Annotated in this window: 20 protein-coding genes; 3 read left to right on the top strand and 17 right to left on the bottom strand. The window is 71.2% G+C overall.

Annotated features, from left to right (window positions below):
- The first annotated feature begins 79 nt into the window (after window positions 1-79).
- Both OG294_RS07915 and OG294_RS07920 read left to right on the top strand, forming a co-directional pair.
- Window positions 80-889: a peptidylprolyl isomerase gene (locus tag OG294_RS07915; protein ID WP_327065713.1), complete on the top strand. Its 810-nt coding sequence runs from the start codon at window positions 80-82 to the stop codon at window positions 887-889.
- A 242-nt stretch (window positions 890-1131) separates the two neighbouring features.
- Window positions 1132-2361: a DUF349 domain-containing protein gene (locus OG294_RS07920; protein WP_327065714.1), complete on the top strand. Its 1230-nt coding sequence runs from the start codon at window positions 1132-1134 to the stop codon at window positions 2359-2361.
- 63 nt (window positions 2362-2424) lie between these two features.
- On the opposite strand, the gene OG294_RS07925 is transcribed toward OG294_RS07920, so the two are convergent.
- The 16 genes from OG294_RS07925 to OG294_RS08000 all read right to left on the bottom strand — a co-directional run bounded on the left by OG294_RS07925 (window position 2425) and on the right by OG294_RS08000 (window position 18462).
- The gene (locus OG294_RS07925; protein WP_442789119.1) at window positions 2425-4896 is read right to left on the bottom strand and encodes a RelA/SpoT family protein; all 2472 of its coding nucleotides are present in this window, start codon (window positions 4894-4896) and stop codon (window positions 2425-2427) included.
- A 151-nt stretch (window positions 4897-5047) separates the two neighbouring features.
- The gene (locus tag OG294_RS07930; protein WP_327065715.1) at window positions 5048-5599 is read right to left on the bottom strand and encodes an adenine phosphoribosyltransferase; all 552 of its coding nucleotides are present in this window, start codon (window positions 5597-5599) and stop codon (window positions 5048-5050) included.
- Between the two features lie 16 nt (window positions 5600-5615).
- A complete protein-coding gene (secF, locus tag OG294_RS07935; protein ID WP_327065716.1) occupies window positions 5616-6752 on the bottom strand; it encodes a protein translocase subunit SecF in 1137 nt (378 codons plus the stop codon).
- A 4-nt stretch (window positions 6753-6756) separates the two neighbouring features.
- Window positions 6757-8634 carry a protein translocase subunit SecD gene (secD, locus tag OG294_RS07940; RefSeq protein WP_442789120.1) on the bottom strand — a complete coding sequence of 626 codons (1878 nt, stop codon included), beginning with the start codon at window positions 8632-8634 and terminating at the stop codon, window positions 6757-6759.
- Window positions 8635-8745: 111 nt separating this feature from the next.
- Complete coding sequence (yajC, locus tag OG294_RS07945) at window positions 8746-9165, bottom strand: preprotein translocase subunit YajC (RefSeq protein ID WP_327065717.1); 420 nt, start codon at window positions 9163-9165, stop codon at window positions 8746-8748.
- Window positions 9166-9326: 161 nt separating this feature from the next.
- Window positions 9327-10442: a Holliday junction branch migration DNA helicase RuvB gene (ruvB, locus tag OG294_RS07950; RefSeq protein ID WP_327065718.1), complete on the bottom strand. Its 1116-nt coding sequence runs from the start codon at window positions 10440-10442 to the stop codon at window positions 9327-9329.
- Between the two features lie 55 nt (window positions 10443-10497).
- Window positions 10498-11112, bottom strand: coding sequence for a Holliday junction branch migration protein RuvA (ruvA, locus tag OG294_RS07955; protein WP_327065719.1), 615 nt, complete (start codon window positions 11110-11112; stop codon window positions 10498-10500).
- Window positions 11109-11657, bottom strand: a complete 549-nt coding sequence (ruvC, locus tag OG294_RS07960; RefSeq protein ID WP_327065720.1) for a crossover junction endodeoxyribonuclease RuvC — start codon at window positions 11655-11657, stop codon at window positions 11109-11111. The genes ruvA and ruvC overlap by 4 nt, the downstream gene beginning before the upstream one ends.
- A 171-nt stretch (window positions 11658-11828) precedes the next feature.
- The gene (locus OG294_RS07965; RefSeq protein WP_327065721.1) at window positions 11829-12587 is read right to left on the bottom strand and encodes a YebC/PmpR family DNA-binding transcriptional regulator; all 759 of its coding nucleotides are present in this window, start codon (window positions 12585-12587) and stop codon (window positions 11829-11831) included.
- Between the two features lie 79 nt (window positions 12588-12666).
- Window positions 12667-13296 (bottom strand): pyridoxal 5'-phosphate synthase glutaminase subunit PdxT, encoded by a 630-nt coding sequence (gene pdxT, locus OG294_RS07970; protein WP_327065722.1) that lies wholly within the window; start codon window positions 13294-13296, stop codon window positions 12667-12669.
- Window positions 13297-13403: 107 nt separating this feature from the next.
- Window positions 13404-14318 carry a pyridoxal 5'-phosphate synthase lyase subunit PdxS gene (pdxS, locus tag OG294_RS07975; RefSeq protein WP_327065723.1) on the bottom strand — a complete coding sequence of 305 codons (915 nt, stop codon included), beginning with the start codon at window positions 14316-14318 and terminating at the stop codon, window positions 13404-13406.
- A gap of 164 nt (window positions 14319-14482) precedes the next feature.
- A complete protein-coding gene (locus OG294_RS07980) occupies window positions 14483-15028 on the bottom strand; it encodes a hypothetical protein (protein ID WP_327065724.1) in 546 nt (181 codons plus the stop codon).
- Window positions 15029-15095: 67 nt separating this feature from the next.
- Window positions 15096-16265, bottom strand: a complete 1170-nt coding sequence (locus OG294_RS07985; protein ID WP_327065726.1) for a glycosyltransferase family 4 protein — start codon at window positions 16263-16265, stop codon at window positions 15096-15098.
- 16 nt (window positions 16266-16281) lie between these two features.
- Complete coding sequence (locus OG294_RS07990; protein ID WP_327065727.1) at window positions 16282-17241, bottom strand: phosphatidylinositol mannoside acyltransferase; 960 nt, start codon at window positions 17239-17241, stop codon at window positions 16282-16284.
- A 9-nt stretch (window positions 17242-17250) separates the two neighbouring features.
- Window positions 17251-17919, bottom strand: a complete 669-nt coding sequence (gene pgsA / locus OG294_RS07995) for a phosphatidylinositol phosphate synthase (RefSeq protein WP_327065728.1) — start codon at window positions 17917-17919, stop codon at window positions 17251-17253.
- A gap of 126 nt (window positions 17920-18045) precedes the next feature.
- Complete coding sequence (locus tag OG294_RS08000; protein WP_327065729.1) at window positions 18046-18462, bottom strand: thiol-disulfide oxidoreductase DCC family protein; 417 nt, start codon at window positions 18460-18462, stop codon at window positions 18046-18048.
- A 153-nt stretch (window positions 18463-18615) separates the two neighbouring features.
- Here OG294_RS08000 and OG294_RS08005 point away from each other — a divergent pair, with 153 nt between their 5' ends.
- Window positions 18616-20262, top strand: coding sequence for a hypothetical protein (locus OG294_RS08005; protein WP_327065730.1), 1647 nt, complete (start codon window positions 18616-18618; stop codon window positions 20260-20262).
- A gap of 63 nt (window positions 20263-20325) precedes the next feature.
- Here OG294_RS08005 and OG294_RS08010 read toward each other — a convergent pair whose 3' ends face one another.
- The gene (locus OG294_RS08010) at window positions 20326-20886 is read right to left on the bottom strand and encodes an HIT family protein (protein ID WP_327065731.1); all 561 of its coding nucleotides are present in this window, start codon (window positions 20884-20886) and stop codon (window positions 20326-20328) included.
- Window positions 20887-20942: the final 56 nt, after the last annotated feature.

The following is a 20942-nucleotide window of genomic DNA, read 5'->3' on the forward strand; positions in this document are numbered from 1 at the left end:
AGGTCCCTACACTTGGCGGCCGGTGGATGCGATGATCCCCCGAACATCCACATTCGGTGCGATAGAGGAGACACGGCCGGTGGTCAGCAGCGAACAGCGGCGACGGCAGCTCGCCCGCGAGAAGTACGAGCGGCAGCAGAAGAACCGCGCCGAGGCCGTGGCCAAGGCCAAGCGCCGCAACGCCATTCTCGGTGCCGCACTGGCCGTGGTGGTGCTCGCGGCCGGCGGTGCCTGGGCGGGCGGTGCGTTCAAGTCCGACGCCAAGAAGACCGACGCGCAGTCGGCACCCAGCCAGCCGGCCACCGCGCCGGCGGCCAGCCCGGTGGCGGTCAAGGGCTGCAGCACCCCGGCGGCGGGCTCGCCGAACGGCAAGCAGTGGAAGACCGAGCCGGCCATGTCGGTGGACACCAACGCCAAGTACGACGTCACGCTGAACACCAGCTGCGGCGCCGTGAACCTGGAGCTGGACCCGTCCAAGGCCCCGCACACGGTCAACTCCTTTGTCTTCCTGGCCGGTCAGAACTACTTCGACCACACCAAGTGCCACCGCCTGACCACCCAGGGCATCTACGTCCTGCAGTGCGGCGACCCCACCGGCACCGGCAGCGGCACCCCCGGCTACTCGTTCACGGACGAGAACCTGAGCGGCGCCACCTACCCGGCCGGCACCGTGGCGATGGCCAACGCGGGCGCGAACACCAACGGCAGCCAGTTCTTCCTGGTCTACAAGGACACCCAGCTGCCGCCCAGCTACACCCCGTTCGGCAAGATCACCGGCGGTATGGACGTGCTGAACAACATCGCCGCCGGCGGTGTCCAGGGCGGTGGCGGCGACGGTGCGCCGAACGCGAACGTCGTGCTCAACTCGGTGACCGCGACCAAGGCCTGACCGGTGTCGTGAGCCCGAAGCGATCGGCGCGTGAATTGGCCCGGCCCGGATGCGGACAGCACCGGGCCTGGTCGCCTATGTTGCTGTTGTATAGGGTGCCCTGACCCGCTCGCCGTCACCCTCGGCAGCCGAACCGATCGGGCGGGCGGGGACGGCGGACCATCGGTCCGCCGCACATTCAACTGTGGACGACGGATCCGCACCACCGAGCCGTGGGCGAACCGTCATGTGGAGGAGGCGCTGTGAGCAGCGACCCGTGGGGCCGTGTCGACGAGCAGGGGACCGTCTACGTCAGGACCGCCGAGGGCGAACGCGTCGTCGGCTCCTGGCAGGCGGGCTCCCCCGAGGAGGCTCTCGCCTACTTCGAGCGCAAGTACCAGGGTCTGGCGGCCGAGATCGGCCTGCTGGAGCACCGGGTGCGCAAGACGGACCTGGCCGCCAAGGAGGCGCAGACCGCGCTGGACCACCTGCGCGCCCAGGTGACCGAGGCGCACGCGGTCGGCGACCTGGCCGCGCTCGCCCACCGGCTGGACACCCTGGCCGGCGAGATCGAGTCGCGCCAGGTGGAGCGGAAGGCGGCTCGCGCCAAGGCGGCCGACGAGACCCGCACGGCCAAGGAGGCACTGGTCGCCGAGGCCGAGCAGCTCGCCGAGTCCACCCAGTGGCGGGAGGCCGGCGACCGGCTGCGCGCGCTGGTGGACATCTGGAAGGGCCTGCCGCGGCTGGACCGCAAGAGCGACGACGAGCTGTGGCACCGGTTCTCGCACGCCCGGTCGGTCTTCTCCAAGCACCGCAAGGCGCACTTCGCGGCACTGGACGCCGAGCGCGACCAGGCCCGGGCGGTCAAGGAGCGGCTGGTCGCCGAGGCCGAGTCGCTGTCGGACTCGACCGACTGGGGTGACACCGCCGCCCGCTACCGCGACCTGATGGCGCAGTGGAAGGCCGCGGGCCGCGCCCAGCGCGACGCCGAGGACGAGCTGTGGGCGCGGTTCCGCGGCGCCCAGGACGTCTTCTTCCAGGCCCGCTCGGCGATCTTCACCGAGCGCGACGCCGAGCAGGGTGAGAACCAGAAGCTCAAGGAGGCCCTGCTGCTGGAGGCCGAGGCGATCCTGCCGATCACCGACCTCAAGGCGGCCAAGGCGGCGCTGCGCGAGGTCAACGAGCGCTGGGAGGCGATCGGCCACGTGCCGCGCGACGCCCGGCCGAAGCTGGACGCCCGGCTGAACACGGTCGAGCGGGCCATCCGCGAGGCCGAGGAGGCCGAGTGGCAGCGCTCCAACCCGGAGGCCAAGGCCCGCGCGGCCGGCATGACCGGGCTGCTGCAGGGCGCGGTCGACAAGCTCAAGGCCGACCTGGACAAGGCCCGCGCGGCCGGCAACGAGGCCAAGGCCAAGAAGCTGGAGACCGAGCTGGCCGGCCGCCAGGCGCTGCTCGACCAGGCGCTGAAGAGCCTGGAGGAGTTCAGCGGCTGATCCGCCGCCGACACGGGAGGGGCCCCGCCGTTCGACTGAACGGCGGGGCCCCTCTCGCATGGACTACTTGCGGGCCGAGGTGACCCGGTAGACGTCGTAGACGCCCTCCACCCCGCGCACCGCCTTGAGCACGTGCCCCAGGTGCTTGGGGTCGCCCATCTCGAAGGTGAACCGGCTCATCGCCACCCGGTCCCGGGAGGTCTGCACGGCCGCCGACAGGATGTTGACGTGCTGGTCGGAGAGCACCCGGGTGACGTCCGAGAGCAGCCGCGAGCGGTCCAGCGCCTCCACCTGGATGGCCACCAGGAAGACCGAGGACTGGGTCGGCGCCCACTCGACCTCGATCATGCGCTCCGGCTGCTGGGTCAGCGAGTCCACGTTGACGCAGTCCGCCCGGTGCACCGAGACGCCGTTGCCCCGGGTGACGAAGCCGACGATCGGGTCGCCCGGCACCGGGGTGCAGCAGCGCGACAGCTTGACCCAGACGTCGTCCACGCCCTTGACGATGACCCCGGGGTCGCCCTTGGCCCGCCGACGGCGCGCCGCGCGGCCGTCCTGGGTCGGCACGGTGGCGGTCTCGGCGAACTCCTCGGTGGCGCCCTCCTCGCCGCCGAGCGCCTGGACCAGCTTCTGCACGATCGACTGCGCCGAGACGTGGCCCTCGCCGATCGCCGCGTAGAGCGAGGAGATGTCCGGGTAGCGCATCTCGTGCGCCAGGGTGACCAGCGAGTCGCCGGTCAGGATCCGCTGGATCGGCAGGCCCTGCTTGCGCATCGCACGGGCGATCGACTCCTTGCCCTGCTCGATCGCCTCCTCGCGGCGCTCCTTGGAGAACCACGCCTTGATCTTGTTCCGGGCGCGCGGCGACTTGACGAAGCCGAGCCAGTCGCGGGACGGCCCGGCGCCCTCGGCCTTGGAGGTGAAGACCTCCACCAGGTCGCCGTTCTCCAGCGTCGACTCCAGCGGCACCAGACGCCCGTTGACCCGGGCCCCTATGCAGCGGTAACCGACCTCGGTGTGCACCGCGAAGGCGAAGTCCACCGGGGTGGCGCCCGCGGGCAGCGCTATCACGTCGCCCTTGGGGGTGAAGACGAAGACCTCGTTGTTGGACAGGTCGAAGCGCAGCGACTCGAGGAACTCGCTCGGGTCCTCGGTCTCCTTCTGCCAGTCCAGCAGCTGGCGCAGCCAGGCCATCTCGTTGACCGCGCCGGCCTTGTCGTCCTTGCGGACCTGGGCCGGGGTGTCGGTGCGCACCTTGGAGGCACCGGCCACCGCGCGCTGCTTGTACTTCCAGTGCGCGGCGATGCCGTACTCGGCGCGGCGGTGCATGTCGAAGGTGCGGATCTGCAGCTCGACCGGCTTGCCGCCGGGACCGATCACCGTGGTGTGCAGCGACTGGTACATGTTGAACTTGGGCATCGCGATGTAGTCCTTGAACCGGCCGGGGACCGGGTTCCACCGCGCGTGGATGGTGCCGAGCGCCGCGTAGCAGTCGCGGACGGTGTCGACCAGGACCCGGATGCCCACCAGGTCGTAGATCTCGGCGAAGTCGCGGCCTCGGACGATCATCTTCTGGTAGACCGAGTAGTAGTGCTTCGGCCGACCGGTCACCGAGGCGGAGATCCGGGCGCCGCGCAGGTCGCCCTGGACCTGGTCGATCACGGTGGCCAGGTACTCGTCCCGCTTGGGGGCGCGCTCGGCCACCAGGCGCACGATCTCGTCGTACATCTTCGGGTAGAGGATGGCGAAGGCCAGGTCCTCCAGCTCCCACTTGATGGTGTTCATGCCCAGCCGGTGCGCCAGCGGGGCGTAGATCTCCAGCGTCTCGCGGGCCTTCTTCTCCTGCTTCTCCCGCTTGAGGTAGCGCATGGTGCGCATGTTGTGCAGCCGGTCGGCGAGCTTGATCACCAGGACCCGGGGGTCCTTGGCCATCGCGACGACCATCTTGCGAACCGTTTCCGCTTGCGCGGCCTCGCCGAACTTGACCTTGTCCAGCTTGGTGACGCCGTCGACCAGCAGGGCGACCGAGTCGCCGAAGTCCTGGCGCAGGGTCTCCAGGCCGTAGTCGGTGTCCTCGACGGTGTCGTGCAGCAGGCCGGCCATCAGGGTCGGCGCGTCCATCCCGAGCTCGGCCAGGATGGTGGCGACCGCCAGCGGATGGGTGATGTACGGGTCGCCGCTCTTGCGCTTCTGGCCGCGGTGCCAGCGCTCGGCGACCGCGTAGGCGCGCTCGATGTCGCGCAGCAGCGCCGGGTCGGCCTTCGGGTCGCCCGCCCGGATGGTCCGGAAGAGCGGCTCCAGGACCGGGTTGAGCACCGCTTGGCGCTGACCGCCGAAGCGGGCCAGGCGGGCCCGCATGCCGCCGGAGGAGGAGGCCTGGCGCAGGGCGGGGGTGACCGCGCGGGCCAGGCCGGACGGGGACGCCGCCGGGCGCATCGGAGTGGCCCCGGCGGGCGCGGGCTTGTCGCCCGCCGGCGGTTGGCCGGCCGGCTGGCCGTCCTGGGCTGCGGCCGTGGGCACTACCTCGTCGGGCAAAGACACTCCTCGGTACGCACCGGTTGAACCTTCATGGTACCGAGCGTGACCCGCGGGTGTTCCGCCGCCCGTGCCTGACATGCCGGGAGCGGTGACCGCAAGGCGGTCACCGCTCCCGAAGCCGTCCGGCGCTCGTGCCCGAGCGCGCCGCTCACACCGTGATCAGCGTCTCCAGCGGAGCACCGGCCAGGTGGGTGGAGAGCCGCTCGCGGCCGTCCAGGAAGCCCAGCTCCATCAGCACCACCACTCCCACCAGCGTCGCCCCGGCGCGCTGCACCAGGTCGAGCGAGGCCGCGATGGTGCCACCGGTGGCCAGCACGTCGTCCACCACCAGCACCCGCTCACCGGGCGCGAAGGCGTCGCACTGCACCTCCAGGGTGGCCGAGCCGTACTCCAGGTCGTAGGACTGCTCGAAGACCTCGCCGGGCAGCTTGCCCTTCTTGCGGATCGGCACGAAGCCGAGCCCGGCGGCGAACGCCGCCGGGGCCGCGAGCACGAACCCGCGTGCCTCCAGGCCCACCACCTTGGTCGCGCCCAGCTCCCGCGCCCGGTCCGCCAGCGCCCGGGTGAGCGCGGCGAACGCCTCGGCGTCGGCCAGCAGCGGGGCGATGTCCTTGAACAGCACCCCGGGCTTCGGGTAGTCGGGCACGTCCTTGATCCGGCTGTTGAGCAGCTCGGTCAAGGCGGTGTCAGCGGAGGTCACAGGAGTCCTTTGGTCGTCAGTGCTTGCCGGACGGTCGGCCCTTGCCGCGGGCGCGACTGACCGGCTGGTTGCGCTGTCCGACCATACCCGCCGCGACGCCGGCCGCCTGACCCTGCGCCGACTCGTCGTCAGCGTCGTCCAGCGGCGCCTCGCCCGCCTCGGCGGCCTTGGCCGCCGCCTTGGCGTCGGCCGAGCGCCGCTGCGCGACCCGCTTGGCCAGCGCCCGCATCTCCGGGGTCTGCTCCTTGAGCTGCGCGAGCAGCGGGGTGGCGACGCAGATCGAGGAGTAGGCACCGGCGGAGAGGCCGATGAAGAGGGCCAGCGAGATGTCGTTCAGGGTGCCGGCGCCGAGCAGGCCGCCACCGATGAACAGCAGCGCCGCCACCGGCAGCAGGGCGACCACGGTGGTGTTGATCGACCGGACCAGGGTCTGGTTGAGGCCCGCGTTGGCCGCCTCGCTGTAGGTGAGCTTGTTCTGCTTCTCGATGCCCTTGGTGTTCTCGCGCACGGTGTCGAAGACGACGACCGTGTCGTAGAGCGAGTAACCGAGGATCGTCAGGAAGCCGATCACCGTACCCGGGCTGACCTCGAAGCCGACCAGGGCGTAGACACCGATGGTGATCACCAGGTCGTGGAGCAGCGCGACCAGGGCGGCCAGCGCCATCCGCCACTCGAAGGCGATCGCCAGGTAGGCGGTGACCAGGATCATGAAGATGACCAGGCCGGTGAGCGCCTTCTGGGAGATCTGGTGGCCCCAGCTCGGGCCGACCACCTGGGCGTTGATGTTCGCCTCGGGGATCGACAGGTCACTGGCGAGCTTCTGGGTGACCTCGGCCGAGGGGATCTTCTCGTTGGCGCTGACCTGGATCCGGATCTGACCGTCACCGGTGGACTGCACCTGCGGGGTCGAGTCACCGACGATCTTGTTGACCGAGTCCTGCGCCTGACTGATCGTCAGGCCGGGCTTCTTGACCGTGTAGACCGAGCCGCCCTTGAACTCGATGCTCAGGTTGAGGCCGACCACGGTCAGGCCGAACAGCGCCGCGGCGGCGATCACCGCGGAGATGCTGTACCAGAGCTTGCGCCGGCCGACGAAGTCGAAGCTGACCTCGCCCTGGTAGAGACGGTGGCCGAGGTTGCTGAAGCGTGACACGACGTCAGGCCTCCTTGACGGCGGCGGAGGTGGCGGGGCGACGGCGGCCGCCGCGCACCGGCGGGCGGGCGCCCAGACGCTTCGGGTCCAGGCCGGACCACGGGTGGCCGCTGGCGAAGAACTTGCGGCGGGCCAGCAGCGTGATCATCGGCTTGGTGAAGAGGAAGATCACCACGACGTCGAGCACCGTGGTCAGACCCAGCGTGAACGCGAAGCCCTGGACCTTGCCGACCGAGCAGATGTACAGCACCGCGGCACAGAGCAGCGACACGAAGTCGGAGACCAGGATGGTGCGCCGGGCCCGCGGCCAGGCGCGCTGCACGGCCGGACGCAGCTGGGCACCCTCACGGACCTCGTCGCGGATGCGCTCGAAGTACACGATGAAGGAGTCGGCGGTGATACCGATCGCCACGATCGCACCGCAGACGGCCGGCAGGTTCAGCGCGAAGCCGATGCTGGCACCGAGCAGGCACATGATCGTGTAGGTCAGGATCGAGGAGACCACCAGACCGGCGATCGAGACCAGGCCCAGGCCGCGGTAGTAGATCAGCGAGTAGAGGACGACCAGCGCCAGGCCGATCGCACCGGCCAGCAGACCGGCGTGCAGCTGGTCACCGCCCAACTGCGGGCTGACGGTGGTGACGTCGCTCTGGTTGAAGCTCAGCGGCAGCGCGCCGAAGCTCAGCACGTTGGCCAGGCTGGTGGCGTCGTCCTGGCTGAAGCTGCCGTTGATCACCGCGTTGCCGCCGGTGATCGACTGGTTGACCATGGGGTGCGAGACGACCTGGCCGTCCAGCACGATGGCGAACTGGTTGGCCGGCGACTGCTGGGCGGCCAGGGCACCGGTGGTGGAGGCGAACGCCTTGGAGCCGGCGTCGTTGAAGGAGAGCTGCACCTGCCAGCCGGCGGCCTGCTGGGTGTCGAAGCCGGCCGTGGCCTTGGTGACGTCCTGGCCCTTGACCTGGACCGGGCCGAGCGCGAACTTGTACCAGCCGTTGCCACCGGTGGCGAGCTTCTCCTTGTCGTAGGAGCACGCGACGGTGTTCTTGGTCGGGTCGGCCTGCTGGTAGTCGATCCGCTGGGTCGGGTTCGAGCAGTCCAGCGCGGTGAACTGCTGCGCCAGGTCCGGCGGCACGGTGCCCGAGGTCAGCGCGGCCGAGATGTCGGCCGGGGCGGTCGGCACGGGCGGGAGCGCGGAGGCAGGGGCGGAGGGGCTGCCGGAGGCCGCGGCGCCGCTGGGCGGCGTGGCGGCACCGGAGGCGCCGGCGCTCGGCGTACCGCTCGGGTCGGCGGCCAGCAGGCCCTCGGAGAGCGCCTTGCCGGCCTTGCTGGCGGAGGCGCTGGGCGTGCCCGCACCGGCGCTGGGCGAACCGGCGCTGGCGCTGGCAGCGGTCGAACCGCTGGCGGAGGCGGAGGCACCGGCCGACGGGCTGGCCGAACCGCTGGCGCTCGGCTGCGCGCTCGGGCTGGCGGGGGGCAGGGTCACACCGGTGGGCGCTTCGGCCAGCACCGGGCGGAAGTACAGCTTGGCCGTGGTACCGACCTGCTTGGCAGCCTGCGCGCTGTTCGTGCCCTTGGGGATGTCAACGATGATGTTGTCGTTGCCCTGGGTCTGAACCTCGGCCTCGGAGACACCGAAAGCGTTGACGCGCTTCTGGATGATCCCGACCGCGATGTCCATGTTGGACTGGTTGATCGCGGCCTTGTCCTGCGAGGAGGCGGTCAGCGTGATGCTGGTGCCACCGGCGAGATCGATCCCGAGGCGAGGCGTCTTGTGGCCTGTCCCGAACATGAGGGCGACCAGTCCGACGGTGACCACCAGGATCAGGGCCAGCGCCCTTCCTGGATAACCGTCGCGCGGACGCGACTTGGGTGCTGCCACCTTGCTCGTTTCTCCCTGTCCCATGCCGCTGGCCCAGCGCCGCCAGCCCGCACTGAGGCAGGAGGCGGCGCTGACCGCGGACAACCGTGAAAGTGCTGCAGACCGTCCGTGCTACTTGGCTGCGGGCTTGTCGCCGTCGGCCTTCGCCAGGCTGATGCTCTCCTGCTCGCGCGCGTCCTCGAGGGAGTCGGCCTCGATGGCGTCGATCTCCTCGACGGACTCGTCATCGGCAAGCTCGACGGACTCGTCCTCCTCGGGACGGCCGTTGATGATCTCGTCGTACTCCTGCGGGTCGATCACCGCGGCGATCGCGCTCTTGGCGAAGTGGGCCACCACGCCGGGAGCGATCTCCAGCTCCACGGTGCTGTCGTTGATCGACTTGACCTGCGCGTACATGCCGCCGATGGTGCGCACCGCCGAGCCCGGCTCCATGGCCGACTGCATCTGCTGGGCCTGCGCCTGCCGCTTCTTCTGCGATCGGAACATCAGGAAGATCGCGGCGATCGGGAGGAGAAGAATGATGAGTTGCACAGCAGCAAGGTCCTTAAACAGGCCATCCGATAAACGGCCAGTGGCGATGGTCGACCCGGCAGGTGAGACGGGACGGTCCGGCGAAGTCTAGGAGACCCGCTCTGATCGGACAACGCCAAGCATCGCATCCTGCCGCCAAAGGTGGCGAGTCCCCGACACGGTCAGTCCTCGGCGGATTCCTGCGCACCCGGTCCGGAGACCGGTTCGGACGCGAAGAAGTTCTGCTGCCCCGGCACTCCCGAGCGGCCGGACTGGGACTGCGGCGGCGGGGTCAGGCCCAGGTGCTGCCAGGCCGCCGCGGTGGCGATCCGCCCGCGCGGGGTGCGGGCCAGCAGGCCCTCGCGGACCAGGAACGGCTCGGCGACCTCCTCGACCGTCTCGGACTCCTCCCCCACCGCGACGGCCAGCGTGGACAGGCCCACCGGGCCGCCGCCGAACAGCCGCAGCAGCGCGTCCAGCACCGCCCGGTCCAACCGGTCCAGACCACGCTCGTCCACCTCGTAGACCGCGAGGGCCTTGGCGGCGATCTGCCGGGTGATCCGCCCGTCGTGCTCCACCTGCGCGTAGTCGCGCACCCGGCGCAGCAGCCGGTTGGCGATGCGCGGCGTGCCCCGGGAGCGTCCGGCGATCTCGGCGGCGCCGACCGGATCGATCTCCACGTCCAGGAGCGCGGCCGACCGGTGCACCACCCGCTCCAGCTCGGCGGGCGCATAGAACTCCATGTGCCCGGTGAAGCCGAAACGGTCGCGCAGCGGCGGCGGCAGCAGTCCGGCCCGGGTGGTGGCGCCGACCAGGGTGAAGGGCGGCAGCTCCAGCGGGATCGCGGTGGCGCCCGGACCCTTGCCGACGATCACGTCGACCCGGAAGTCCTCCATCGCCATGTAGAGCATCTCCTCGGCGGGCCGCGACATCCGGTGGATCTCGTCGAGGAAGAGCACCTCGCCCTCGGTCAGCGAGGAGAGGATCGCGGCCAGGTCGCCGGCGTGCTGGATGGCCGGGCCCGAGGTGATCCGGATCGGCGCGTTCAGCTCGGCCGCGATGATCATCGACAGGGTGGTCTTGCCGAGCCCGGGCGGGCCACTGAGCAGCACGTGGTCGGGCGCCGCACCGCGCTTGCGGGCGGCCCGCAGCACCAGCGAGAGCTGCTCGCGCACTCGCTCCTGGCCGATGAACTCGTCCAGCAGCTTGGGACGCAGCGCCGCCTCGACCGCCTGGTCCGCGTCGTCGGCAGCGGCTGCCACCAGCCGGCCTTCGGGATCGGAGTCGTACGGGCTCATCAGGGCGGGCTCCAAGTCGACAAAGTGACGAGTCGTCAGGGGGATAAGGGGACGGTCAGCGGGTGCGGTTCAGGCTGCGCAGCGCGGCCTTGAGCAGCGCACCGACGTCGGTGCGCTGCTGCGCCTCGGCCTCCGGCGTGACCGCGAGCACCGCCTCGTCCGCCTCGCGCGGCGCGTAGCCGAGGCCGACCAGGGCCGCGTGCAGCTGCTCGCTCCACGGCGCGGGGCCGGCGGCGGCCGGTTGCTGCGCGGGGACCACGGTGCCGTGCGGGTGGCCGAGCTTGTCCTTGTACTCCAGCAGCAGCTTGGCCGCCTTGGCCTTGCCGATGCCGGGCACCTTGATCAGGGCCCGCTCGTCCCCGCCGGCCACCGCGACCCGCAGCGCCTCGGGGCTGTGCACCCCGAGCATCGCCTGCGCCAGCCGCGGTCCGACCCCGGGGGCGGCCTGCAGCACCTCGAAGGTGGCCCGCTCGTCCTCGTCCGCGAAGCCGTAGAGGGTCAGCGAGTCCTCCCGGACCACCAGCGAGGTGGCCAGCCTGGCCGGCTCGCCGAGGCGCAGCGCGGCCAGCGTGTTCGGGGTGCACTGCAGCGCGAGCCCCACGCCGCCCACCTCGACGACGGCACTGCCGGGGGCGAGGGCGGCAACCGGGCCCTGGACGAAGGCGATCACGCGCGGTACTCCTTGGGAACCTGACGGGCGGAAGTGGTTGTGGCGGCCAGCGCGGCGGCGATCCTGCCGCTCGCCGCGCCGCGCCAGATGTGGCAGATCGACAGCGCCAGCGCGTCCGCGGCGTCGGCCGGCTTGGGAGGCGCGTCCAGCCGCAGCAGCCTGGTCACCATCGCGGTGACCTGCGCCTTGTCGGCCCGGCCCGAGCCGGTGACGGCGGCCTTGACCTCACTGGGGGTGTGCAGCACCACCGGCAGGCCGCGCCGGGCGGCGCAGAGCATGGCGACCGCGCTGGCCTGCGCGGTGCCCATCACGGTGCGCACGTTGTGCTGGGCGAAGACCCGCTCGATGGCCACGATGTCGGGCCGGTGGGCGTCGAGCCAGCTCTCCAGCCCCTCCTCGATCGCCAGCAGCCGGCGCGGGACCTCCTCCTCGGCCGGGGTGCGCACCACGCCGACCCCGACCATCCGCAGCGGCCGGCCCGGCGCGCCGTCGACCACGCCGACGCCGCACCTGGTCAGCCCAGGGTCCACGCCCAGCACCCGCACGCTCCCACCCTCCGTCAGTCCTGCCGGCCCAGAGTCGGTCCGACCGGATCAGCATCGGTCCAACCAGGTCAGACCATAGCCGCCCGCTGCGACAGCGCCGCCAAAGACACCGGCCCGGCGGTCCCTGTAGGACCGCCGGGCCGGTGGACGTCACGCTGACGAGCCCTCAGCTCACTCGGCGTCGAGCTGCGCACCCACCTCGTCGGAGATGTCGAAGTTGGCGAAGACGTTCTGCACGTCGTCGCTGTCCTCCAGCGCGTCGATCAGCTTGAAGATCTTGCGGGCGCCGTCCACGTCCAGCTCGACCTGCATGCTGGGCACGAAGTTGGCGTCGGCCGAGTCGTAGTCGAGACCGGCGTCGACGAGCGCGGTGCGCACCGCGACCATGTCGGTCGCCTCGGAGATCACCTCGAAGGTGTCGCCGAGGTCGTTGACCTCCTCGGCGCCGGCCTCGAGGACGATGTCCAGGACCTTGTCCTCGTCCACGCCGTCGCTCTTCGGGACGATCACCACGCCCTTGCGGTTGAACAGGTACGACACCGAGCCCGGGTCGGCCATCGAACCGCCGTTGCGGGTCATCGCCACGCGCACGTCGGAGGCGGCGCGGTTGCGGTTGTCGGTGAGGCACTCGATCAGCACCGCGACGCCGTTGGGGCCGTAGCCCTCGTACATGATCGTCGAGTAGTCGGCCCCGCCGGCCTCGGCACCCGAACCGCGCTTGACCGCGCGGTTGATGTTGTCGATCGGGACCGAGCTCTTCTTGGCCTTCTGGATGGCGTCGTAGAGCGTCGGGTTGCCGGCCGGGTCACCGCCGCCGGTGCGCGCCGCCACCTCGATGTTCTTGATCATCTTGGCGAAGAGCTTGCCGCGCTTGGCGTCGATCACGGCCTTCTTGTGCTTGGTGGTAGCCCACTTAGAGTGGCCGGACATCACCAGCTCCTTTACGTCGCCAAAGGGAAATGAAACAGGGGAGATCTTACCGGTGTCGAACCGGCGCACCGGTCACCGGTCAGACCCGCGCCGCTTCCAGCGCCTGCTCGGCCATCCGCACGAAGAACGCGTGCACCCGGTGGTCCCCCGTCAGCTCGGGGTGGAAGGAGGTGGCCAGCAGGTTGCCCTGGCGCACCGCCACGATCCGGCTCTCGGCGCCGTCGGCCGCCGGCAGCTCGGCCAGCACCTCGACGCCGGCGCCCACCGACTCCACCCACGGGGCCCGGATGAAGACGCCGTGCACCGGCTCGCCCTCCAGGTGCGCGAAGGAGACCGCGGACTCGAAGGACTCGTTCTGCCGGCCGAAGGCGTTGCGGCGCACCGTCATGTCGATGCCGCCCACGCTCTGCTGGTCCTCGCGCCCGTCCAGGATCTTCTCGGCCAGCATGATCATGCCCGCGCAGGAGCCGTAGACCGGCATCCCCGCCGCCACCCGGGCGCGCAGCGGCTCCATCAGGCCGAAGGCCAGCGCCAGGTTGGACATCGTGGTGGACTCGCCGCCGGGTATCACCAGGGCGTCGACCTCGGCCAGCTCCTCGGCCCGGCGGACCGGACGGGCCAGGGCGTCCGCCTCGGCGAGCGCGATCAGGTGCTCACGGACATCGCCCTGCAGGGCCAGGACGCCGATGACGGGAGTGCTGCTCGACACGGTGGAATTCCTCTTCACGTCGGTACTGCGGTTCGGTGCGGCCACATCCGCACGGAGCGGCCCGCCGCGACCCCAGGGTGCGCGGCGGGCCGACAGGCGCGGGCTGACTACCAGCCGCGGTTGGCGTAGCGCTCGGTCTCGGGCAGGGTGTCGCAGTTGATGCCGACCATGGCCTCGCCCAGGCCGCGGGAGACGTCCGCGATCACCTTCGGGTCGTCGTAGAAGGTGGTGGCCTTCACCACGGCGGCGGCGCGCTTGGCCGGGTCGCCGGACTTGAAGATGCCGGAGCCGACGAAGACGCCCTCGGCGCCCAGCTGCATCATCAGCGCGGCGTCGGCCGGGGTGGCCACACCACCGGCGGAGAACAGCACGACGGGGAGCTTGCCGAGCTGCGCGACCTCCTTGACCAGCTCGTACGGGGCCTGCAGGTTCTTGGCCGCGACGTAGAGCTCGTTCTCGTCCAGGGTGGTCAGGCGGCGGATGTCGGCGTTGATCTGGCGCATGTGGCGCACGGCCTCGACGACGTTGCCGGTGCCGGCCTCGCCCTTGGAGCGGATCATGGCCGCGCCCTCGGCGATGCGGCGCAGCGCCTCACCGAGGTTGGTGGCGCCACAGACGAAGGGGGTGGTGAAGGCCCACTTGTCGGAGTGGTTGACCTCGTCGGCCGGGGTGAGGACCTCGGACTCGTCGATGTAGTCGACACCGAGCGCCTGCAGGACCTGGGCCTCGACGAAGTGGCCGATGCGGGACTTGGCCATGACCGGGATGGAGACCGCGTTGATGATGCCGTCGATCATGTCCGGGTCGGACATCCGGGCCACGCCGCCGTCCTTGCGGATGTCGGCCGGGACCCGCTCCAGGGCCATGACGGCGACGGCACCGGCATCCTCGGCGATCTTGGCCTGCTCGGCGTTGACCACGTCCATGATCACACCGCCCTTGAGCTGCTCGGCCATGCCGCGCTTGACCCGGGCGGTACCGATCTGCGGCTGGTCGGCGGAAGCGGGAGTGCTGGTGGACACGTGAGACCTCACTCGAAGACGAACCGGTGTGCTATCGCCCTATGGTAGGCCGTTCGGGTACGTGATCGATGCGCCACCGAGTCCAGGCACACCAAATCGATACGACAATCAGTCCGTTTCCGAGCAGCCCGCGGCCAGGGTACGGTGCCCCGCCGAGCCCCGGTCTAGGCCACCGTCCCCTGCGGTACCAGGGCCGCCGGAGGCTCGTCGTCCATTTCGAAGGCGAGCGGGAACGGCGCGCGGCCGGCCAGCCGGAAGTACCGCACGAGCCGGTGCGTGCGCACCGCGCGCGCCGCGCGCACCGCGTCGTTGTGGAACCGGCGGGCCATCGGTACCCGGCGCACCGCCGAGGTCAGATCGCGCACCGCCTCCTCGCCGCCGGGCGCGGCCCGCAGCTCGGCCAGTTGCTCGGGCTCGGCGAAGACCGCGCGCAGCGCCTGGCTCAGCTCGCTCTCCGCCACCTCCCGGTGCTCCTCGTCGGCCTGCCGCGCGGCGTGCGAGGCCTCGTAGAGCACGATCGAGGTGGCCGGGTCAAGCAGCGAGGAGGTGGCCAGCTCCTGCGCCACCGAGGCGCGGCGCAGCAGTTGGGCGTCCAGCGCCGCGCGGGCGGCGTCGATCCGCGCGTGCAGCCGGTCCAGCCGGCCCGCGGTCCAGCTCAGGTAGGCCGCGAAGAGCACCACGGCCACCGCGGCCCAGATCCAGGTAGTCACGAGGCGTAACGCTACCGGCCCCGGACGGCGCCCCCGGCCCGCCCCCTACCGGTCCCGCTCCCATGCCCTAGTCCCGCGTCAGCCCCAGCCGCTCGCGCCAGCCGCTGCGTTCGTCCTCGCGCACCTTGGGCGCACTGCCCATCCCGTCGGTCACCGTCTCGTACACCGAGAGGATGTCCGCGCCGACCGTCGACCAGTCGAAGCGCCGCACGTGCTCGGTCGCGGCCGCCCGCAGCTCGGCCAGCCGCGCCGGATCGTCCAGCAGCCGCACCGCGGTCGCCGCCAGCGCCTCGGCGTCCTCCACCGGGAACAGCTCGCCGGCCCGACCGCCGTCCAGCACCTGGGCGAACGCGTCCAGGTCGCTGGCCAGCACCGCCGCCCCCGCCGCCATCGCCTCCACCAGGATGATCCCGAAGCTCTCCCCGCCGGTGTTGGGCGCCACGTACAGGTCGACGCTGCGCAGCAGCCGCGCCTTCTCCACGTCGCTGATCATGCCCAGGAACTCCACCCGGGCCCGGACCTCGGGCGCGAGGCCGGCCGCGGCCTCCGCCTCGTCGCCCTTGCCCGCCACCAGCAGGCGCACCTCGGGGTGGGCGGCCAGGATCGCCGGGAGCGCGGCGAGCAGGGTCGGCAGTCCCTTGCGCGGCTCGTTCATCCGCCCGACGAAGCCGATCGTCGCGCCCGTCCAGCGCTCGTCCCGCCCCGCCTCGGCGAAGAAGGAGACGTCCACGCCGTTGGGGATCACCACCGCGTCGCCGCCCAGGTGCTCGACCAGGGTTCGGCGGGCGTACTCGCTCACCGCGATCCGGCCGCTGATCTTCTCCAGCGCCGGCTGCAGGATCGGCGAGGCCGCCACCATCACCCGCGAGCGCGGGTTGGCGGTGTGGAAGGTGGCCACCATCGGCCCGGTGGCCGCCCAGGCGGCCAGTATCGACAGGCTCGGCGCGGTCGGCTCGTGCACGTGCAGGATGTCGAACTCCCCGTCGCGCAGCCAGCGCCGCACCCGGGTGGCCGACAGGATCCCGAAACTGAGCCGCGCCACCGACCCGTTGTAGGGCACGGCCACCGCCCGCCCGGCCGAGACCACGTACGACGGCAGCGCCGACTCGTCCTCGGCCGGGGTCAGCACAGAGACCTTGTGGCCCAGGGCGATCAGCTGCTCGGCCAGGTCCCGGATGTGGAACTGCACCCCGCCCGGGACGTCCCAGTCGTACGGGCAGACGATACCGATCTTCATGGGCGCTCCCCCGCGACTAGGCATGCGTCGTCGGCTCCGCCGACGTCCCCTGCTCCTGCTGCGCGTCCTGTGGCCGCGCAGCCCCCTCGGACGGCAGATCCGCCACCCAGAACCGCTGCAGCATGTGCCAGTCCTGCGGGTGCTCGGCGATCCCCGCCGCCCACAGGTCGGCCATCGCCTGCGTCATCGCCGCCTTGGCCACCTGCCGGTCCGGCCCCTCCGGCGCCTCGATCGGCGGATGGATCCGGGCCCGCATCACCGGCCCGTCGTACCAGAGGGTCACCGGCAGCAGCGCCGCACCGGTCCGCTGGGCCAGCGCCGCCGGCCCCGCGGGCATCCGGGTCGTCTCACCGAAGAACTCCACCGGCAGGCCGGCGGCCGACAGGTCCCGGTCCCCCACCAGGCAGACCAGCTTGCCCGCGCGCAGCCGCCGGGCCAGCGTGCCGATCACCGAGACGTCGCTGCCGGTCAGCGCCAGCACCTCCATGCCCAGGCCCTCGCGGTAGGCCACGAACCGGTCGAAGAGCGACTCCGGCTTGAGCCGCTCGGCCACCGTGGTGAAGTTGAATCCCAGGTGCCGCACCACCCAGGCGCCCGCCAGGTCCCAGTTCGCCATGTGCGGCAGCGCTATGACCGCGCCCCGGCCCGACTCCATCGCCGTCACCAGGTGCTCGATGCCCTCGACCTGCATCCGGTCGGCGATCTTGCGGTCGTCCCAGGTCGGCAGCCGGAACGACTCCATCCAGTACCGCAGGTACGAGCGCATCCCGGCCCGGGAGAGCTCGCGCAACTCGGCCGGCGAGGCGGTGGGCCGTACCCGGGCCAGGTTCGCCTCCAGCCTGCTCACCCCGCGCCCGCGCCGCCGCCAGGTGAAGTCGGCGAGCTGGTCGCCCAGCACCCGCACCACCGGCTCGGGCAGCAGCTTCAGTACCGCCCAGCCTGCGGCGTACCCGGAGTCGACCAGCTTCTCGCGCATTCGCCCGCCTCAGCTCTTCCGTGCGTCGTCGGTGTCCCGCGCGGCCAGGGCCGCGGCCTCGAAGGCCTCCCGGCGCACCGTCAGCATCCGCTGCAGCACCGTGACCAGACTTCCCACGCCCACCACCCAGAGCGCCACCGGCAGCAGCCACTCCACGTACGGCACCCCGAAGGTGTGCAGCCCCGCCACTCCGGCCGCGACCAGCGTGATCACCAGCCGCTCGGCCCGCTCGACGAGCCCGGAGACGTCACAGGGCAGGCCCAGGCTCTCGGCCCGCGCCTTCGTGTACGACACCACCTGGCCGCTCGCCAGGCAGAGCACCGCCATCGCGCAGAGCAGGTCGTTGTTCCCGCTGCCCGCGTACCAGAGCGCCAGGCCGCCGAAGATCGCCGCATCCGCCACCCGGTCCAGCGTGGAGTCCAGGAACGCCCCCCACTTGTTGGAGGTGCCCGCCTGGCGGGCCATGTTCCCGTCCACCAGGTCCGAGAAGATGAACAGGGTGATGGTGATCGTTCCCCAGAAGAACTCGCCCCGCGGGAAGAAGACCAGCGCACCGGCCACCGAACCCGCCGTACCGACCAGCGTCACCGCGTCGGGACTCACCCCCCAGCGCAGCAGCAGGGCGGCGAACGGGGTCAGGACACGTGTGAAGAAGGCACGCGCGTATTTGTTGAGCATGGCCTTCCCGACCGCTCCGATCTCACTTCGGGGAGTTCACCGGCGGCCATCAGCTGCGGCAGCACCGGGCGGCCGAGTGGATCAGCCCACCCGGCGTGACCCATGGTATCCAGGCCGTCGGACCCGCTACGCCCGGCGCGGCAGCGCACAGGCCGCGGTGCCACCCGGCAGCCGGTGCCGATGGCGTGCCACCACCCGGTAGAGGCCCGACGCGAGCGGCCGCACCGGCGCCAGCGTCAACACCGCGCCCAGGTACGCCCAGGCGTTCCCCGACCGCAGCAGCAGCTTCGCCACCGCCTGCGCCCCGCCGAAGACCTCCCCCGGGGGCGTCACCCAGAGCACCTCCCGCTGTGCACGCTCCTTGCTCACCCCCAGCGCCGCGAGGTCGGCGAACTGGAACGGCCGGGCCGTCCAGCCCCCCGAGGCCAGCGTCTGGCGCAGGTACCGCTCGGCCAGCCGGACGCAGGAGGTGCAGAACGCGCAGTCCCCGTCGAAGACCAGTACCGGATCAGGGGCCCGGATCAGAGCTTCCTCAGTAACCATGACACCGATCCTGCACCATCCGGATCGAAGTGCCGCAGACGGGGAAGACTCGTGCCACACCGATCGGGTGACGGCTCTTCAGACGATCATCGACGCGACAGGTCGGCGGCGCGATACCCTGCCGCTGACAGGGGAGGAGGGGAGGCCGCAGCCATGAGCAAGCTCGACATGACCCCGGGTGCGCAGATACCCCGCACGGATGCCGCACCGCAGACCGCGGTCACCCAGGCACTCGCGTCGGTCGCCTACCGCGACGGCGAGGTGGACGGCTTCGTCGAGGCCGTCCAGCCGGGCGTCAACGGAAAGCCTGGCCGGTTCAAGCTGCTGCGCCCCAACCTCGGCGAGGCCTACAGCAAGGCCGTGATCGCCCGCACGCTGGGGGCCGGGCGCAAGCCGATCGTGCCCTCCTTCGGCACCGAGCCCCGGATGGTGGTCGAGCACTGCCTCGCCGCCGAGGAGGTGCGGGCCACCCGCGACCGCAGGCTGATGCTGGTGACGCTGCTCACCGGTGTCCTCTTCCTGCCCGGCACGTTGCTCTGGCTGATCGGCTTCCGGCTGCGGATCTGGCTGCGCGCAGGGCCGTCGCGCCGCGAGGGGGTCTTCGGTCCGATCGTGGTGACCGTGCTGCTGGTGCTGGCCGGTCTCCTCGCCTGGCGGCCACCGGTCGGCGGGCCGCTCGGCCTCTACCTCCGGGTGATCATGCTCGTCCCGGTCCTCGGCTGGTTCCTCGCCAAGCGGATCTGCCTGAGCACCCTCAAGGAGCTGCGGGCCCGGTGGACCGAGGTGATCGACGGCAACGCGGTAGCCGTCGTGCCACAGGCCGTGCCGCGCCACGACCAGGACGAGCGCGCCGCCCAGCTCAAGGTCAAGCTCACCGAGCTCTCCCTGGAGCAGGACACCAACGTCCTGCACTACGCGGGCGTCAACGGGATACTCGGCCTCGGCAAGCGCTGGGGCTCCTGGGAGCTGGTGGAGGACCTGCGGCCGGCCGAGGGCCACGAGGACTTCCGCACCTTCCACACCTGGGACCTGGTCAAGAAGATCACCGACCGGCTTAACGGGCTGGGCCGCAGCGACGTCGGCAACGGCGGCGTGCCGCACTCCTCCGTCGAGCAGTGGGTGATCATGGAGGTCGGCGCCGGGGCCGACGAGATCGGACGCCCCGGCGGCCCCGACATGGACGGCCCGCGGATGCGCGACCACGCCGTGGTCAACATCGCCAACCGCCAGGGCTTCGGCCTCGACGGCCCCCGGCACTACCTCGGCACCCAGTTCGTCCTCAACAAGGGCCGACTGGTCGTCAGCGTGCTGGTCACCGTCACCGTGCTCGGCAACACCCTGCGGGTCTCGGTCAACGGCCACACCCTGGGGCCGGTGGCCGGCGTCTTCCACGACAAGCCCAAGCCCAAGGAGATGACCCAGGCCAAGACGGGCAAGTTCTGGGAGGAACGGACCATCCAACTGCCGCTGATCGACAACGACGAGGTGGTCCGCCAGGCGCTGCGCGCCCCGTTCCTGCGGGCCCCCGGGCTGCTCGCCTGGCTCGGCGGCACGATGAAGCTCCCGGAGCCCTTCGGCCTGCGCACCGCCTGGGCCACCGGGCCCTGGAACAGCCGCTTCATGGCCGACGACTCCATGCGGATCGTCACCCCGGTGGTCAGCGCGGTGCTCGCCGCCACCATCGATTTCCTCGCCGACCACGACATCAACACCGACCGGTTCACCAACCGCGGCCTGATCATGCGCTCCGAGCTGCAGGGCGTCCGGCCCTTCAAGTCGGACGTCTACGACGCCTGGTGACCAGAGGCCAAAACGCTGCGGGGCCCGGTGTTCGCACCGGGCCCCGCGGCTTTACGGCGCCGCCTACGGCTGCGGCCAGGCGTCGGCCAGCATCTTGCGGGTGTCGGCCAGCAGCTGCGGCAGCACCTTGGTGTGCCCCACCACCGGCATGAAGTTGGTGTCCCCGCCCCAGCGCGGCACCACGTGCTGGTGCAGGTGCGCCGCGATCCCGGCTCCGGCGGCCGCACCCTGGTTCATCCCGATGTTGAAGCCGTGCGCCCCCGAGGCCGCCCGCAGCGCGGTCATCGCCTGCTTGGTCAGCAGCGCGACCTCGACGGTCTCCTCCTCGGTCAGCTCCGTGTAGTCGGCCACGTGCCGGTACGGGACCAGCATCAGGTGACCGCCGTTGTAGGGGTACAGGTTGAGCACCGCGAAGGCGTGCAGCCCGCGCTTGATGATCAGCCCGTCCTCGTCGCTGAGCGACGGAATCGAGCAGAACGGGCAACCGTCATCGGGGGCGGGCCCGGTGGGCTTGTTCTCACCCTGGATGTAGGCCATCCGATGGGGCGTCCACAGGCGCCGGAAGCCGTCCGGCTCCCCGACACCCTGCTGCAGTTCCGGCTCACTCGTCATGTCGATCAGCATATTCGGCCGGACCCCCCGCCAAACCAGTGTGGGGCGGACTCCTCGCAAGGAGTCCG

Origin of the sequence: Kitasatospora sp. NBC_01302 (genome assembly GCF_035976515.1) — a bacterium.
Lineage (GTDB): Bacteria > Actinomycetota > Actinomycetes > Streptomycetales > Streptomycetaceae > Kitasatospora.

Excerpts from the sequence above, each read along its gene's own strand:
- OG294_RS07985 (WP_327065726.1), bottom strand. The coding sequence starts at position 16,265 with ATGAAGATCGGTATCGTCTGCCCGTACGACTGGGACGTCCCGGGCGGG.
- ruvB (WP_327065718.1), bottom strand. The coding sequence starts at position 10,442 with ATGAGCCCGTACGACTCCGATCCCGAAGGCCGGCTGGTGGCAGCCGCT.
- OG294_RS08010 (WP_327065731.1), bottom strand. The coding sequence starts at position 20,886 with ATGCTGATCGACATGACGAGTGAGCCGGAACTGCAGCAGGGTGTCGGG.
- OG294_RS07965 (WP_327065721.1), bottom strand. The coding sequence starts at position 12,587 with ATGTCCGGCCACTCTAAGTGGGCTACCACCAAGCACAAGAAGGCCGTG.
- OG294_RS08005 (WP_327065730.1), top strand. The coding sequence starts at position 18,616 with ATGAGCAAGCTCGACATGACCCCGGGTGCGCAGATACCCCGCACGGAT.
- OG294_RS08000 (WP_327065729.1), bottom strand. The coding sequence starts at position 18,462 with ATGGTTACTGAGGAAGCTCTGATCCGGGCCCCTGATCCGGTACTGGTC.
- pgsA (WP_327065728.1), bottom strand. The coding sequence starts at position 17,919 with ATGCTCAACAAATACGCGCGTGCCTTCTTCACACGTGTCCTGACCCCG.
- OG294_RS07990 (WP_327065727.1), bottom strand. The coding sequence starts at position 17,241 with ATGCGCGAGAAGCTGGTCGACTCCGGGTACGCCGCAGGCTGGGCGGTA.